Below are 15,066 nucleotides of genomic sequence, written 5' to 3'. Positions count from 1 at the left end.
AAACCGGCTGCGACGCGACACTGCGTCATGTCCGCAGGCTCTGGGGCTACGATGTCAGCCTTGAGGGCGTGGACGCGCAAACCGGCGCCACCCTTTACGAACGATCGGCTACCCAGGCCGGCGGCTGAGGCGAATGCGCGTTTCTCTCGGGTCGCAGCCTTGCGAGAGGCCGCGTTGACTCATGTTTGCGCCCTTCCCTGCTCGGTCGGTTTCCATTGCCCTCATCCATTGCACGGTTGATGGGCGCCCTCCAGTTCTGCCACCACCTGCCGCGAGGACGGCGATTCCACGCGCAACGTCATAGTGCGCAGAGCATCGGCCAAGGCCGCAAACCGGGCCTCATCGAGCTTGCGTGCAACCATCGCGTAGCGAAATGAATTGTCCGCCCATGTGGCTGATCGGACGTCGCCGTCGTTGACGACACGGAGAGGTTGGCCGGCGTTCGAACTCGCCATGCGAAACAGGCTCAGCCTACATCCATGCTGGCCCGCATAGCCTGCCTGCACGACCGGTTGACCGCCCAGCATGGCATCGGAACGAAGCGAAACCAGAGAAAGGCCCGCAGCGCCAAGCTCCGGCGCCTCGAAGCTCCGGATATCGATAGCCGGAGCGGCCACATCGAGGACCTTGGCCGACCAGTCGTCATGCAACGCCAGTGCCTGGACGATGGCATCGCCCGAAGGCGATTTCGCCCGGCCATCGAACATGAGCGCACCCAGCCATCCACCCAGAAATACCAAGCAGAGAACGGCCGCCGCTGCGGCAACGGCGCTCGCACGTGGCCGGATACTGCCGGGCGGAGATTGCACCACGACGAATTCGGAACCTATGGCGGCAACCTGTCGCTTCATGTGTCGCAGCGTCTCGACCTGCTGCGCCAGCCCCGCATCGGAAACGATGCGTGCTTCCAGAAGCGCGCATGCGTCGGGCGAAAGTTCGCCATCGACATAGGCGTTCAGCATTTCGAGGTCCGTTTCGGTCATACCTGTCCTGTTTTCCGTGAAAGCGGGACAACCTTGGGGCTGTCATCCGCCAGAAGCCCCGCCAGCGCTTGCCGGGCACGGCTGATGCGGCTCATCACCGTGCCGCGCGGCACGCCCAGGAGGTCGGCAGTTTCCTGGTAACTGAACCCGGAAATATCGACCAGTGCCAGCACCTCCCGATGATCGTGTGACAGAAGCTCGAAAGCCTGCCGCACCGCGAAACTTTCGACGGCCATGCTGTCAAGGGAAACGGGCACGGCGTCGGACAATGTCTCCAGCATTCGCGACTGTCTCTCCGCCGCCCGGTGCTGGTCGATCCACAAGTTGCGCATGATCGTAAACAGCCATGCGCGAAAGGCCGGTTCGTTCACCGGGCGCTCACGCGCTGAAGCAGCACGAAGCACACAATCGTGCAACAGATCGCGCGCGCGGTCGCGATCGCCTGTCATGGCGACCGCGAAACCATAGAGACGTTGCTGATAGCGCGCAAACCGCGTCTCGAAGCGCGTGCGCGTCAGCATCGTCCTTCTCCTGGCTTTCCGCCTGGACCGCCGCTCCCGGAGAAAAGGAAACGATGGTCCTGGCCAGCTGGGCTACGACGTTCGATGTTGTGCTGTCCTTTCTCAGTAGGTGGCAGACAGATAGTCGGCGATACCCTTTATGTCGGCGTCGTCAATGGGTGCCCCATAAGTGTTCTTCATTTTCTTGACCTCGGCCTCCCAGAAGTCATGCCCCTTCTTGGGCGGCTGGGTGTTGATGTAGTCGGCGGAATGACAGGCGACACAGTTCGCCTGCGCCAGTTCGACACCCGGACCCGGCTTGAATTCGGCCGTCTCGTCCGGCAACTCGTAGGAAAGCGTGTCGGCCAGCGCATACCCACCACCCAGCATGGCGGCAGTGACAAGCAGGATCTTTGCGGAAACAGGCTTCATGATCATGTTCCTCAGGCCGCGACAACCTTGGTGGTCTCGATGACGTTGCGCATGTAGCCCGAGGGATTCCAGGGCTGCTCCTCCGGCTGCGTCGTGCCGTCATTGGCGGTGGCGCGCACTTTCAATTCGTGCTCGCCCTTGGCGATCTTGACGGTGGCGGTCCATTCGCGGAACGAATATTTGCCGAGATCCTCGCTCAGCGTGGTTGGCTGCCATGTCTTGCCGCCGTCGCTCGAAACCGACACCTCCTTGATGCCGGAACCGCCATCGAAGGCGATGCCGCGAAGCTTGAGCGGCGCGTCCGCATCGACCTTGCCGCCATCCGTCACGCTGGTGATGAAGGAGCGGACCTTGAACCGGTTGATGGGAACCGTCGTGTCAGCCGGCTTTCCGGGTTCGGTACAGTTACAATCGTTGTCGGGGATACGGTAGGCGGTCTTCATCCAGAAACTGTCGAGCGGCTTGTCCAGGACGGTAATTTCGGTGAGATGCTTGACCCAGTATGTTCCGTACCAGCCCGGCACGACCAGCCGCACCGGAAAGCCATTGAGCCAGGGCAGGTCCTCGCCGTTCATGGCGAAGGCAATCATCACTTCACCGTCGCGGGCGTGATCGATTTCGAGTGCCTTGACGAAATCGGGCGTCTCCGGCAGCGCCGGCTCGTCCAGCCCGTTGAACGACACATGCGTGGCGCCCGACTTCACACCTGCCTTGTCAAGCACGGCCTTCAGCGGCACGCCTTTCCAGCGCGCGTTGCCCATGGCGCCGTTGCCCGACTGGCCGCCGCCCATGCGCGGTTCGAAGAAGCCGCGGCTGTTGCCCGAACATTGGTGGACCGCGACGATCTCGACTGGATCGTGCATTGCCTTCAGCTCGTCGAGGGAAAGCGACAGCACCTTCTCGACCACGCCCTTGACTTCGATGCGATAGGCGGCGGGATCGATGTCGAGCGGAATGTTGGCCAGATGATAGCGCACGAAAAACGCGTCGTTGGGCGTGATGATGCCTTCGTTGAAGACGCTGAACGGGGTTTCGAGCTGCGGCGGGCGTGCGGTCTGGCAAATCAGCGGGCGCTTGCCCGGATATTGCACCAATGGCCTCTCGCCATTGGCGAAAGGAAGCACCGCCGTCTCGGCGGCCCGGGCGGCCATTCCGGAGAAAGCCATGCCACCGGCCGCTCCAAGAGCGGCCGAGCCTGCGGTTTTGAGTATCTGGCGCCTGCTGATCATCGTCCTCTCCGATGTTGTTGTGACAGAGGAGACGAGCACCACCCTGGAATTATTCCATCGCCTGCAAAAGATTCTTCCAACCAGGCAAACTGCCTTTGGGGCAATCGATTTCGTACAATCATGCCGGAGAGACAGATCAACCTGTAAGCTGGACGGAATTATTGCGTTTGGGCTAGCTATTGGCATCCAAGTGCGGTAAGGCGCCGGGGAAAATCCGGTCATCTTCAGCTATCGCGAGCAGCAGACATGCGGCGCAAGGCCCCATCGTTCATTGTCGAAGTCAAACGCAAACGCGGCCATCGGGGAACGTCACGCTCCCTGTGGAGCGATGTCGATCTTGCCGCTTTCGGTGACGGAACAACCCAAGTCGCGGCGCCGCAACAGCAAGACTTGCCGCATGTTGACACCGCTCGGATGACCAACGATGCTCGTGAAGAGCAACACACGAGGATGGAGCACGTAATGGCAGCCCCTCAGGACGTTGAAGCAGCATCTGTCGTCGCCGGAGAACCTCCCAAGGTGGAGGCACCTGAACCGCAACAGAAAGCACTCCGCCAGAAAAGGGCCAAGGCCGACAAGCCGAAGGCGGCGGCCTCTGAAAAGCCGGCTCGCAAGGACAGCGCGAAACAGGCTGCCAAAGCGGCCGAGGCTCCGACTGCCGCGGTGAAGGGCAGGCGCAAGACCTACTCCGAAAAGGAACGCAGGCAGAAGCTGGCGCAGATCGACCGATCGATCGGTCGCGGCGAAAGTGTCAGGAATGCTGTAAAGCAGACCGGCATCTCGGAGCAGACCTACTATCAATGGAAGAGGACTGCGACATCCACGTCCACGGCATCGACAGGCACCGACTTGCAGGACCTCCTGGCTCTTGAAAAAGAAAACGAGCGCTTGAAGAAGCAGTTGGCCGAGCATCTTCGCAAGGAAAACGCCGAACTCAAGAAGAAGCTCGGATTGGCCTAGTTTCAGATTCGCTAATTTAAAAGCGAGGGCGCTTGCCGCATTTCGGTAGGCGCAATGCTGCGTCTCAGTACTTTGACGGGTACGACTATCTGGATAAGGCCGACCGAGGCGAGTCTCCAGAAGGCAATTCGCCGAGTGTTCCTTCCGCCTCGGCGATAGCCAGATTGAGAGCATTCAGTTCATCACACCCGTCCGGACAGAGAAAATTCAGCTTCTGCGCATTGACCTTGGCACGTTCCGTCTGGCCGAGCTTAAGGAAAAGCTCCCCCTGATATTCCAGCGCGCCTTTGTGATCGGGGTCATAATAGAGCGCTTCGCGATACCATTTCGCGGCCTCGTCGTAGCGCTCCAGATTGCGCAGGCTGAAAGCAAGCAGATTGTAGAGATCGGCATGCTGAACAGTGGTGGTGAGCGCCGTAAGCTCCTCAACCGCCTCACTGTAACGCTCGGCATAGATCTTTGATCTCACCCCGGTCAGGTCGGGCAGATCGGTCGATGTGGGCGTGTCCGCACCATGCGCCGTACCCGGCAAAGCCAGCAAGATGAGTGCCGCGGCGACGGCGCGCCATCTGGCAGAGACGCGAACAGTGAAAGGCTTTGTCACGCGGCCTCGGCCTCCTTCGGGGCATGAGCATCCATGCTGCGCAGGATCTCGCGCCGCACATCTGCGAACTGGTGGCTGGCCCGGTCGCGAGGCCATGGCAGATCGACCTTGATGTCGCTTGCGATGCGCCCGGGACGCGAATGCATGACGATGATACGGTCCGAAAGATAGATCGCTTCCTCCACATCGTGGGTGACCAGAAGCATGGTGACCTTCTCGGTTTTCCAGATGCGCAGCAATTCCTCCTGCAATCGCAGGCGGGTCAGTGCATCGAGCGCGCCCAGCGGCTCGTCGAGCAGCAGGATTTCAGGTTTGGAAACCAGCCCCCGGGCGATTGCTGCACGTTGCGACATGCCACCTGAAAGCTGGTGCGGATAGACGGTCTCGAATCCCTTGAGGCCGACAAGCGCGATATGATCGGCCACCGCCTGCGCGCGCTTCTGGGCCGGCCAACCCGAATTTTCCAGAGCGAGCCCGATATTTTCTTCCAGAGTCAGCCAAGGCAGCAGGCGATGATCCTGGAAGACGATGCCCCGTTTCAGGCTGGTGCCACTAATCGGCTCGCCGTCGAGCAGGATCTCGCCATTGTAATCCTTGTCCAGCCCGACCGCGAGACGCAGCAGAGTGGACTTCCCACAACCGCTTGGACCCACGATGGAAATGAATTCTCCCGGGTCGACCCTGAGGTTTATATGATCGAGAACCTTCAGTTCCGCCTTGTCCAAATCGTAGGACTTGCTGACATTCCTGATGTCCAGCGTACCGCGTTTGCTCATGGCATATTCCTGTCGTTGCAGCCTCCCGCATCGCGGGAGGCCATTGTTGCGCTGGTGGGTCAGAGCGAACGCAGCGCTTCTTCCAGATAGCTCGCATCCGCCCATTTGCGGCTGTCGAAGTTGCGCTTCACGTAACCATGCTCGACCAGGAACTTCTTTTGAATGTCGAGGCCGGCAAGATTCTGCTCGGACAGCGACGGCAGGAAGTCGGTGGCTGTGATTGCGCCTGCAACATCCGCTGGACTCTGATGATAGGTAACCCGCTGCAGTATCGATGCCGCTGCATCGCGGTTGGCGTTGATCCAGCGCGCTGCACGCACCACAGCCCGCAGGAAGGCGACCACGATGTCCCTGTTCTTGCGCGCAAAATCGGTGCTCACCGTCAGCGCATAAGGGCTGTTGGCCACCTGCAACGTCCAGTCCGGATAGCGAGAGAAGTCCTCGATCACTTTAAACCGGCCGGTACGCTCCAGCGCCTGGCCACGGCCATGACTGGTATAGACGGCATCGACCGTTCCGGCCTCCAGCAGCTTCACTTCAGCCGTGTAGACGAGATCATCCCGGCTACGTGTCGCCCACAGTTGCGACGGCTTGCTGGCGTTGCCGAAGCCGCGATCTTCGTGCGGCGCATCGACGATTTCAACCACGGTGCGGTCCAGGCCGGCAAGTCTGAGTGCCACCAGAATACCGCGCTCGCTGGTTGCACGCCACCAGTCCACCTTGTTTTGGTTCTGGCTCTTGTAGAGGCCGAACTTGCGCCCCTTCAGATCGGCAACCCTATAGATGTCGGAATCGCTACGTACTAGTATCTGGCCGCCGTGATGCCCGGCCGTGAGTGCCAGCAATGTCGTATCTGTCACGTCGGCCTTCGCCCAGATGGAAGGGATATTGCCTCCATCGCGGAAAAGATGCTCGAACTGGTGGCTGAAATGGGGAAGATATCCTTGTTCGGGCGGCAGGGCCCGCAGATAGGACAGCTTCGCGCCGACCTTGCCCAGCTCTTCCTCGATCCAGCCAAGCTCCTGCGCTACATTGGATGCCGCAAAGACAGGGCAGATCGTATAGTAGGCTTCCCTCGCCCCTACGGACACGGCGGATTTCGATGAATTGCGTTCCAGAACGTCGGTCATCGGATAACTCCTTCTTTCATTTTCCTGGAGATGAAACTGCTCAGAACGAGGCCAGTGCCTCTTCGAGATAGGACGCGTCGGCCCAGACGGAGACGTCGAAATCGCCGCGGATATAGCCCTGCGAAAGAAGAAAGTTCTTCTGTATGGTCAGGCCGGAGAGATTCTGGGCCGACAGGTTTGGCACCAGATCGTAGCCGCGCAGGGCTGCAGCTATGTCGCCAGCGTGAGGATAGATCGTTGTACGTAGAAAAATCTCGGAGGCCGCATCCGGGTTTGCATTGATCCAGTGGCCAGCCCGGATCGAGGCGCGCAACCAGGCCACGACAACATCGCGGTTGGCTTCGGCGAATTCCCGGCTGACCGTAATGGTGCGGGGCGCATTGGCGATCCTCAGCGTCCAGTCCGGATGATGGTCCAGATCCTCAATGACCTTGAAGAGCCCACTCGCCTCAAGCAGCCGCGCGGTTCCTATCGAGGAATCATAGATGGCGTCGACCCGCCCCTCGAGAAGCGCGCGCGCTTCGCGGCTGTGGGCGCCGGCGATGATCGCTTCGGCGTCGCCATGCCGCTGTGCCCAGATACCGGCCGGCGTACGGGATGGCGTCTCCTCATGGTTGTCGCGATCCTCGATATCCACCCATTCGACATCCTCGCGCTTCAATCCGTGAATCGCGAGCGCCGTCAGGATGCCATGCTCCGTGGTTGCGCGCCTGAAATCAATCTTCCCCGATTGCAGGCTGCGATAGATGGCGATGCGGCGGCTTTTCAGGTCGCCTACGCGATAGATGTCGTCCTGCGCCCGCACGATGATGCGACCGGCTGGCTGAGCCTGCGTCAAACCTACCAGCACAGTGGGCCGCAGATCGGCCTGTGCCCAGATCGCGGGACTGTTGCCGCCGTCACGCAGCAACCGTTCCGAGGCATGGCTGTAGTGTGCCTGCCAGGCCGCCTCTCCTCCCACGGAACGCAGATAGGTGGCCGAAGCGCCCACTTTCGCCAATTCGTCGTCAATCCAGCCAAGTTCGAGCGCCACGTTGGACGCCACCAGAACCGGGCAGATCGTGTAAAGCAACTCGCGCGTCGTGCTCGCCGCGATGTCTTCGGGTGAGGGATTGAATGCAGTCGTCATGTGGGTTCTCCTTGAGGTGAATGTTGGGAAGCGGTGAAAGGCCTGGCAAAGGTCAGCCGTCGAAACCCTGCTTCCAGCGCAGCAGATACCGCTGTAGCAGCGCCATGGAACGGTCGATAAAGAAGCCGACGACGCCAATGACGACCATGCAGACCAGAAGCTGGTCGGTCATGAGCAGCGATTGCGCCCTGAAAATCAGATAGCCGACGCCTTCCATGCCGCTCAGCCCTTCGGCCACCACCACCAGCGCCCAGGCGAGGCTGGCTCCGTAGCGCACACCAACGAGGATGCTCGGCATCGCGCCGGGGATGATCACCTTGCGTACCAGTTGCCAACGCGTCAGCGTCAGCACATTGGCGAGCTCGATGTAGTTCTTCTCCACGCTGCGAATGCCCTGAAGCGTGTTGAGGAACACCGGAAAAAACACCGTCTTGGTGATGACGACGATCTTGGCGGCCGGGCCGATGCCAACCCATAAAACGATAAGCGGCAACCAGGCGATTCCCGGAATATGCCTGATACCATCAAGTGTCGGCCCGAAAATGCGCTCGACCGTCTGCGATAAACCCGCTGCAATCCCCAGCCCGATGCCCAAAACGGTCCCATAAACGAAAGCCTGGGTGACGATGTTGATCGAAGCGAGAAAATCGACATGGAAGCTCTGCCGACCAACCATGTCGAAGAACGACAGGAGGGTCGTCGAAGGCAGGGGCAGGAAAACGGGTGAAATCCACTCGTTCTGCGATGCCAGTTGCCACAAGAGCAGGATCAGAAGCGGCAGGATCAGCCCGATAACGAGATCGCGCGACTTTAGCCGCCGCCGGCCCTCCTTGCCTCCGCGCAGCCGATCTTTTCCGGCAACGGCCGGCGGCTGCACATTCACCGTGGTGATGCTCATTCTGTACTCCAGTCTGTTCGGGGAAGAGGGCGACCGGTTGCCGGCGGCGGTAGCAGGCCCGTGAACCGGCCATTTCGGCACTACTTTTCTTGCGGTTCAATAGCCGTGCCGCCAGCCGGGTTGCACTTCCGGCAGGGTCATTCGTGCGGCGGTTCGTTATCCCTGGAAGGGAAGCGGACTATCAGTTGTAGACGGAGTATTCCCCGCCTTTGAAGAAGCGGGCGTCGACGAACTGCTCGATCGCCTCATCTTTCAGGTAGCGCTCGGCAAGAATCTCGTCACCGGCTTCGATGTAGTATTTCTGGAAGTCGCGGATCGCTTGCCTTGCATTTTCGGCGGACTGCTCACCGTCCATGAATTCGAAGGAAGACGCATCGGTGATCTGGAACTTTGCAATCTGGACGGGCAGGCGCAACTCCTCGGCAATGATTTCGGCGGATTCGTCGACATTGTCCTGAATCCAGGCCTTGGTCCTTTCATGCGCGACGAGGAACGCCCTGATGGCTTCCGGATAGGCTTCGGCGAAGGGACGCATGGCGAAATAGGAAACCCTGCCGGCGGCGTTCACATAGATGCCGTCATCGGGGCTGCGGCCAACTACCTTGACCTCGCCGGACAGCCACAGTGCGGCGGAGGCGGGAAGTGCGATATGCGTTGCGGTGGCATCGATGGCCCCGCTCAGCAATGCCGCCGATGTGGCCGCCGAATTGGTGATCGTCTCCTGGCGCACCGCGCCCTTGCGGATGCGGGTATCGAGCGGGACGCCTGCCTCGTTCAGGATCTCCGTCGGAGAGGTCCAGCCACAGCCGACGCGACTGCCACCAAACTTCTTGCCCTCCAGATCGGTCGGGCTGTTGATGCTGGATTCCGCCTTGGCGAGGAGTGGCGTGCGATATTTGTCTGAGGGCGATGACTGCCAGACGATTACCGCATCGATGCCATTGGCCTTGTGAACGGTCGCCGGATACATCATGCGTTGCGCGATGGCGAGCCCGCCCCGGTCCAGAAGCGCGGCCTCGGCGCCCGACAACTCGGCGGTTCCAGGATTGATGAGATTGATATCGGTGATGCCGATCTTGGCGAACTCTTCCTGAATGAACCCCTTCTTGTGGCCCACGACAGTCCACGCCGCCTGAGGCAGGTTGATGAAGGTGAGCGGCTCCCTGGTCTCGGCCTGATCGGCCAACGCCGGGCCGGTTGCCGGCCCCTGCGCCAGAAGAGCGGCAGCGGAAATAGCCGCAACGCTTGCGAGCGCCAGGAATTTCGATCGGATACGCATCATGTCTCTCCGGGATCAGGTCGCTTTCACGAAAAGCGCCAATTTGAAACTGCAATATCGCAATGGTATTTGAGGGTCATTTCCTGTCAACGACAGGCCATATATAGGGAAATAAAAGCAAAATTATCCCACTTAGAATTTTTATTATAGATATATTTCCTATTGACTCTAAAATATAGCGAATAATATATCAAATATGATCATTATATCTACCATATTTAAAATTTAATACGGACAACTAAAGAAAATCCATATTCAGTATAAAGTTTATATTTTGGCACGCCGCGAGTTTGTACGCTACACAAACCGCATGAAGACGTTGAACCACATGTCCAGGCAGCAGGGACGGATGCATACGCATTCGGGAACATGGCGCTGGAGCATTCGGATTATGATGATCCTTGCCTCCCTGACCACCCTGCCTGTCGGCGCCCATTCGTCATCTGATCCACTGCGTATCGGCGTCAGCTATGTGCCGCCTGAGCCTGGTCCTGCCGAGTATCGCGTCTACACGCCCGAGAGCTTCGATGTGCTCATCGCGCGAAAGATCGCGGAGCGCCTGGGCAGGAAGCCGGAGTTCGTCCAGCTTCCGGAGGTCGACTGGTCCCCTTCGCTCGAGCGCCACGAGGTCGATGTGATTGTGGGCAGGGTGCCGGACGAGATTCGCCTGCCCCGTGATTTCATAATTGTGGATACGGGTTTCAGATCCGGAGCAGCGGCAAGCATGCGTACCGATACAGACGTCAGGGACTGGCGGGATCTGGCCGGGCGCACGGTCTGTGTTGCGCGTGGAAATACGGTCGCATTGGCCCTCGCCCGGCAAACGGGAGCGCAAGTGCAGATCGAAGATGCCCCCGCCAAATCGCTTGTGCAGGTGCGAACCGGCATCTGCGACGCTGCGATCCATGATGAAACTCTGCTGGAACGCCTGTTCCAGCAACAGGGATGGCAGAAGTTTTCCGCCACGCTCTCTCCTACGCCCCCGGTGCGCCTTGCGGCCATGCTCGGTACGGATGATCCGCTTCTGTCCGATGCTGTCCGGCAGGTGCTCGACCAGATCGGATCCGCCGGAACATGGGTGGAACTGCAGGAAAAATGGGCGCGCAATGTGGCCTTCGAAGTCTATCTCGATCAGGACGCGCCCGACTGTCACTGAACCGACAACTTTGAAAGGAAACGGTTTTTTCATGAAGTGGGCTACCATCCTTACAGCCTTCGTGCTGGCAGCCTCGCCCGCCCTCCAGGCCGAAGCCACGCAACCGGCCAACGATCAATATGACATTGGCGGGCCATTCAGCCTGACGAACCAGCATGGCGTGCGCTTCACGAACGCCGACGTGAAGGGCAAACCCTATCTGGTTTTCTTTGGCTTTACCCATTGCCCCGAAGTCTGCCCCACGACGCTATTCGAGTTGACCGGCATCCTGGCCGAACTGGGTGCCGAAGCTGACGCTCTGGTGCCGATATTCGTTACGGTAGACCCGGAACGAGACACGCAGGAATATCTTGCCTCCTATCTCGGCGTGTTCGACAGGCGCATCGTGGGACTGCGGGGGACACCGGAGGAAACGGCGGCCACAGCCCGGCTTTTCCGCGCGACATATCGCAAAATCCCCCTGGAGGACGGCGATTATACGATGGACCATACCGCCATCATCTACCTCATGGACCGCCACGGCGAACTTTTCGACAGAATAGAATACCTTGAGGACCACGCTTCGCAGGTGGCCAAGATCAGACGCCTGCTTGCTTCACGATGAAGCGGTGGGCTGTTCACCCGGCTCCTGGGGCGACGAGGAGCGCGGATGCGCCATGGCCACGTCCCGGACAAGCTGCGCCTCCGCACGCATCCATTGCAGAAAAAGCTCAACCGGAGCAGCCTTGGCCTTTCTGGAAGAAGCTACGAAGTAGTAGGAAAATTCGACGGGATGCGGCTTTCCGAAAGGAATAATCAGTCGCCCTGCCCGCAAATCCGCTTCTGCCAGACGAAGCTTGCCGAGAGCCAGGCCTTGACCGCTGACCGCTGCATCGAGAATCAGCGAGGACTGGTTGAGCCCCAGCCCGTGATCGAGCCCGCGTGAGGACATCCCCATACCGCGCAGCCATGTGCTCCAGTCCGGGCAGGATGAATCATATTCCGGCCCTTCCTCATGCAGAAGGGGTACGCCCTGCAATGACCGCGTGCGGGGATTCAGCCCATAGTCTTCCGCGAAGGCCGGGCTGCATATCGGCACAACCGCTTCGGAAAAAAGCCGTTCGACAAACAGACCGGGATAGGCGCCGGCGCCATAGCGCAGGACGCAATCCACGTCTTCACGCTCGACATCGGCAAGTTCCGTGGACGCATTGACCTGTACCTTCAGGTCGGGAACCGAATGGCGCAATCGCTCAAGCCGCGAAACCAGCCATCGGGCTGCGAGCGAGGGTGCCACGGACACCCTGATCACATTCTCGCGCGCGCCTCCGGCAAGGTGAGCAACGGCCTCAAGCATGCCTTCGAAAGCGTCCGTCAGACCGGGCATCAGCAGACGCCCCGCATCGGTCAGGCGCAACCTGGCCGTATTACGGTGGAAAAGCTGTTCACCGACGTAATCTTCCAGAATGCGGATTTGCTGTCCAATGGCCGCCGGGCTTACATGAAGTTCTTCCGCCGCCCGCGTGAAGCTGAGATGACGCGCCGCCACCACGAAGGCCCGCAGCGAGGTCAGCGGCGGAAGCCTTGCCAGAGTCGGGGCCTGAATGCGAGTTGACGACCGGGCTTTTCCCATGTTTGCCGGGGAAGGCCCCCTCTGCTCCTTAATTCTACAATTTTAGTAGATTAAAGAGATTGCCCTCATCGATATCAAGCAACCGGGAACCGGCGAGACGCCGTAAGGGGGAAACCGTTTTCTGTTCTCCAAGTCGTCCGCGCGCAGGCCTGAGACGCATTCGCCCGCACGCTGGCGAATGCGGTGATACTCATGCAGGCTGCTTGTTCTCCTGCCGCCCTACCCGTCAAGTCGCAGTTCGGAGGTGACCTCGAGCGTCCGGTCCTGCCGCACCGCAATGCCCCCCTGCGGGACGTGGGCGGCAAGCACTCGATCGCGTTCTCGGATGAGATCGGCGATCTCGGGCTCCCAGGCCACGAACATGGCAGTGAGCCAGCGATTGACCAGATAGGAGGGGCGCGGCATCTGCAGGTCGAAGCGCGGAAGAAGCGCAATCGTCGCCGCAGCATCCGCCCATTGATCGTCCACGACCCACTGGTTGACCGTGAACAGCCGCAAGGGCCGGCCGTCGCGATCGACTCCGATCGCCGCAAGGTGATGCAGGGGACCATCGGGACCTTGCGGGCGCAGGAAACAATGGAAATGGCCGTGCTCGGCCGAGCCTTCGTCGGCGGGATGACAGTGATAGAACCATTGTGCGCCGCTTTGGGGATCGTAGACGTCGCCGGGCGGGAAATGCTCCCATGCCGAGAGCGACGAGATGCCCTGGAAGATCTCGGTCAGCACGGTGAGGCCGCCCTTGGCGAGTATGGACTCGCAAAAGGCGATCTCGCGCCGTGCCTGTTCGCGAGCCTCGCTCATAGGTCGCTCTTGATTACGAGGTCGGGCGCTTCCTGACCCTCAGGGAGTGGCAAGGGTGGCGGTGGAGGCGGAGCGAGCGCGGGTGCAGGCCTTGCCTGTGGCGCAGCCGGCAGAGGCGCCGGAGGTGGTGGGGGCGGTGCCAGCTTCGGCGGCGCACCGGCCGCGCAGGGAGAGGCGGAAGCGCTGCCGGCCGCGCAAGGTGCGGCGGCACAAGGCGCGGTTCCCGCCGCTGCGGCGTTGCCTTCCAGCTTGGGGCGCTCGGGCACGGGATGGGTGGCATGGTCAACTGCGATGGCAGCCGTGGTGACGGCAAGCGCTGCGCCGAACAGGATCGTGTTGCGTGCGCTCATCTGCGTGCAAGCCCGTCAAGACCGAACACCGGGCGCGCCCATACGCCAGCGAAGGAACCGACGAAGGCAGCGGCGAACCACAGCCACCCATGCAGGCTGCCGGTGGCGATGCCGGAAAACAGCGCGCCGATATTGCAGCCGAAGGAGAGCCGCGCACCGTATCCCATCAGCAGCCCGCCAAGACTGGCGGCAACCAGGGAGCCGAGTGGGATGGCCGCCTTGGGCGCGAACTTGCCGGCTATGGCGGCGGCAAGTGCTGCTCCCAGCACCAGCCCGAAATCCATCACCGAGACCGTGTCGGCCAGCACCGAGGAATTGAGCGCCTGCGCCTGCGCCGGCCAGGTCCAGAATTCCCAGCCCGCCACATCGATGCCCGCGGCTTGCGCGATCTTGGCGCCCCACAGGCCGAAGCCGTAGGTGATCGACCATGGATGGCCGGCCGTCAGCAGCGTCGCGATGTTGAGCAGGGCAAGCAGGAGGCCAGCACCGACCAGTGGCCATGGGCCACGCCAGATCCATGTCCAGCCCGGCCGTGCCGGGGCGGGCTCGCGCTCGATATTGCCATGCGCGCGCCGTTCGATCAGCACCGTGATGAGCGCCACAAGTCCAAGGCCAACCAGTGTGACGGCAATGCCGGAGGCAAGCCCCAGTTCGCCTCCGAGGGAGATGGCGGGAAGCGAGGGCTGCGCCAGCCAGAATGGCAGGTGAGCGGTACCGATCAGTGCGCCGACAATGAAGAAGACCAACGTGACCAGCATGCGCGCCGAGCCACCGCCGACGGTGAACAGCGTGCCCGAGCCGCAGCCACCACCAAGCTGCATGCCGAAGCCGAACAACGCCGCGCCCACAAGGACGGAAACACCGACGGGCGCCAGCGCACCGACGAGCGGTTGACTGCCGATACTGCCGGCCGCCGTCAGCGGTATCATGGCAAGCGCGGCGACAGCTATCATCAGCATCTGCGCACGCATGGCGCGGCCGCGCCGTTCCACCACCATGCGCCGCCAGCCCCCGGTAAAGCCGAACGAGCCGTGATAGAGTGTGGCGCCGAGGGCTGCACCGATCAGGAACAGGCTGCCCTGCCTCAGGTCGACGAGGCCGGAAATCAGCAGAAAGCCGGCGGCCAGCGCAGCGGCGGCCACGAGAAACGGAGCCTTGTCGGTCTTGGCATCGGGGAGGAAGCGCGGGAGGGTCGTGGCAGTTATGTCGCTCATGATCTACCGAATC

Annotated in this window: 17 protein-coding genes; 4 read left to right on the top strand and 13 right to left on the bottom strand. The window is 60.9% G+C overall.

What is annotated here, in order from left to right; all coding sequences use genetic code 11:
* Positions 1-128: hypothetical protein (locus ABID37_RS26265; RefSeq protein ID WP_435521622.1), on the top strand; the 128-nt coding region annotated here is incomplete at its 5' end.
* 93 nt (positions 129-221) lie between these two features.
* On the opposite strand, the gene ABID37_RS22555 is transcribed toward ABID37_RS26265, so the two are convergent.
* From ABID37_RS22555 to sorA, 4 genes are all read right to left on the bottom strand, one after another.
* Positions 222-983, bottom strand: a complete 762-nt coding sequence (locus ABID37_RS22555) for an anti-sigma factor family protein (protein ID WP_354198920.1) — start codon at positions 981-983, stop codon at positions 222-224.
* Positions 980-1,504: an RNA polymerase sigma factor gene (locus ABID37_RS22550; protein WP_354198918.1), complete on the bottom strand. Its 525-nt coding sequence runs from the start codon at positions 1,502-1,504 to the stop codon at positions 980-982. Before ABID37_RS22550 ends, ABID37_RS22555 begins: the two co-directional genes overlap by 4 nt.
* A gap of 102 nt (positions 1,505-1,606) precedes the next feature.
* Positions 1,607-1,915 (bottom strand): SorB family sulfite dehydrogenase c-type cytochrome subunit, encoded by a 309-nt coding sequence (gene sorB, locus ABID37_RS22545; protein WP_435521619.1) that lies wholly within the window; start codon positions 1,913-1,915, stop codon positions 1,607-1,609.
* 11 nt (positions 1,916-1,926) lie between these two features.
* The gene (gene sorA, locus ABID37_RS22540; protein ID WP_354198914.1) at positions 1,927-3,144 is read right to left on the bottom strand and encodes a SorA family sulfite dehydrogenase catalytic subunit; all 1,218 of its coding nucleotides are present in this window, start codon (positions 3,142-3,144) and stop codon (positions 1,927-1,929) included.
* A 246-nt stretch (positions 3,145-3,390) separates the two neighbouring features.
* Between sorA and ABID37_RS22535 the strand changes: the two genes are divergently transcribed.
* On the top strand, positions 3,391-4,104 hold the full coding sequence (locus ABID37_RS22535) for a transposase (RefSeq protein ID WP_354198912.1): 714 nt from the start codon (positions 3,391-3,393) through the stop codon (positions 4,102-4,104).
* An 85-nt stretch (positions 4,105-4,189) separates the two neighbouring features.
* Here the strand turns inward: ABID37_RS22535 and ABID37_RS22530 are convergent, their stop codons facing one another.
* From ABID37_RS22530 to ABID37_RS22505, 6 genes are all read right to left on the bottom strand, one after another.
* A complete protein-coding gene (locus tag ABID37_RS22530) occupies positions 4,190-4,708 on the bottom strand; it encodes a tetratricopeptide repeat protein (RefSeq protein ID WP_354198910.1) in 519 nt (172 codons plus the stop codon).
* Positions 4,705-5,484: an ABC transporter ATP-binding protein gene (locus ABID37_RS22525; protein ID WP_354198908.1), complete on the bottom strand. Its 780-nt coding sequence runs from the start codon at positions 5,482-5,484 to the stop codon at positions 4,705-4,707. Before ABID37_RS22525 ends, ABID37_RS22530 begins: the two co-directional genes overlap by 4 nt.
* Positions 5,485-5,543: 59 nt before the next feature.
* The gene (locus tag ABID37_RS22520) at positions 5,544-6,614 is read right to left on the bottom strand and encodes an ABC transporter substrate-binding protein (RefSeq protein WP_354198906.1); all 1,071 of its coding nucleotides are present in this window, start codon (positions 6,612-6,614) and stop codon (positions 5,544-5,546) included.
* Between the two features lie 40 nt (positions 6,615-6,654).
* Positions 6,655-7,743: an ABC transporter substrate-binding protein gene (locus ABID37_RS22515; RefSeq protein WP_354198904.1), complete on the bottom strand. Its 1,089-nt coding sequence runs from the start codon at positions 7,741-7,743 to the stop codon at positions 6,655-6,657.
* Positions 7,744-7,795: 52 nt separating this feature from the next.
* A complete protein-coding gene (locus ABID37_RS22510; RefSeq protein WP_354198902.1) occupies positions 7,796-8,641 on the bottom strand; it encodes an ABC transporter permease in 846 nt (281 codons plus the stop codon).
* Positions 8,642-8,822: 181 nt separating this feature from the next.
* Positions 8,823-9,923: an ABC transporter substrate-binding protein gene (locus tag ABID37_RS22505; RefSeq protein WP_354198900.1), complete on the bottom strand. Its 1,101-nt coding sequence runs from the start codon at positions 9,921-9,923 to the stop codon at positions 8,823-8,825.
* A gap of 388 nt (positions 9,924-10,311) precedes the next feature.
* Here ABID37_RS22505 and ABID37_RS22500 point away from each other — a divergent pair, with 388 nt between their 5' ends.
* Both ABID37_RS22500 and ABID37_RS22495 read left to right on the top strand, forming a co-directional pair.
* On the top strand, positions 10,312-11,076 hold the full coding sequence (locus ABID37_RS22500; RefSeq protein ID WP_354198898.1) for a type 2 periplasmic-binding domain-containing protein: 765 nt from the start codon (positions 10,312-10,314) through the stop codon (positions 11,074-11,076).
* A gap of 31 nt (positions 11,077-11,107) precedes the next feature.
* Positions 11,108-11,680 carry an SCO family protein gene (locus ABID37_RS22495; RefSeq protein ID WP_354198896.1) on the top strand — a complete coding sequence of 191 codons (573 nt, stop codon included), beginning with the start codon at positions 11,108-11,110 and terminating at the stop codon, positions 11,678-11,680.
* Here ABID37_RS22495 and gcvA read toward each other — a convergent pair.
* From gcvA to ABID37_RS22480, 3 genes are all read right to left on the bottom strand, one after another.
* A complete protein-coding gene (gcvA, locus tag ABID37_RS22490) occupies positions 11,672-12,688 on the bottom strand; it encodes a transcriptional regulator GcvA (RefSeq protein WP_354198894.1) in 1,017 nt (338 codons plus the stop codon). The genes ABID37_RS22495 and gcvA overlap by 9 nt on opposite strands.
* Before the next feature lie 219 nt (positions 12,689-12,907).
* Positions 12,908-13,489 carry a DUF6969 family protein gene (locus ABID37_RS22485; RefSeq protein ID WP_354198892.1) on the bottom strand — a complete coding sequence of 194 codons (582 nt, stop codon included), beginning with the start codon at positions 13,487-13,489 and terminating at the stop codon, positions 12,908-12,910.
* A 346-nt stretch (positions 13,490-13,835) separates the two neighbouring features.
* Positions 13,836-15,053, bottom strand: a complete 1,218-nt coding sequence (locus ABID37_RS22480) for a YeeE/YedE family protein (protein WP_354198890.1) — start codon at positions 15,051-15,053, stop codon at positions 13,836-13,838.
* Between the last annotated feature and the right edge of the window lie 13 nt (positions 15,054-15,066).

It is taken from the genome of Aquamicrobium terrae, assembly GCF_040545735.1.
Taxonomy (GTDB): Bacteria; Pseudomonadota; Alphaproteobacteria; order Rhizobiales; family Rhizobiaceae; genus Mesorhizobium; species Mesorhizobium terrae_A.
This window is presented reverse-complemented; position numbering and strand designations above follow the sequence as displayed.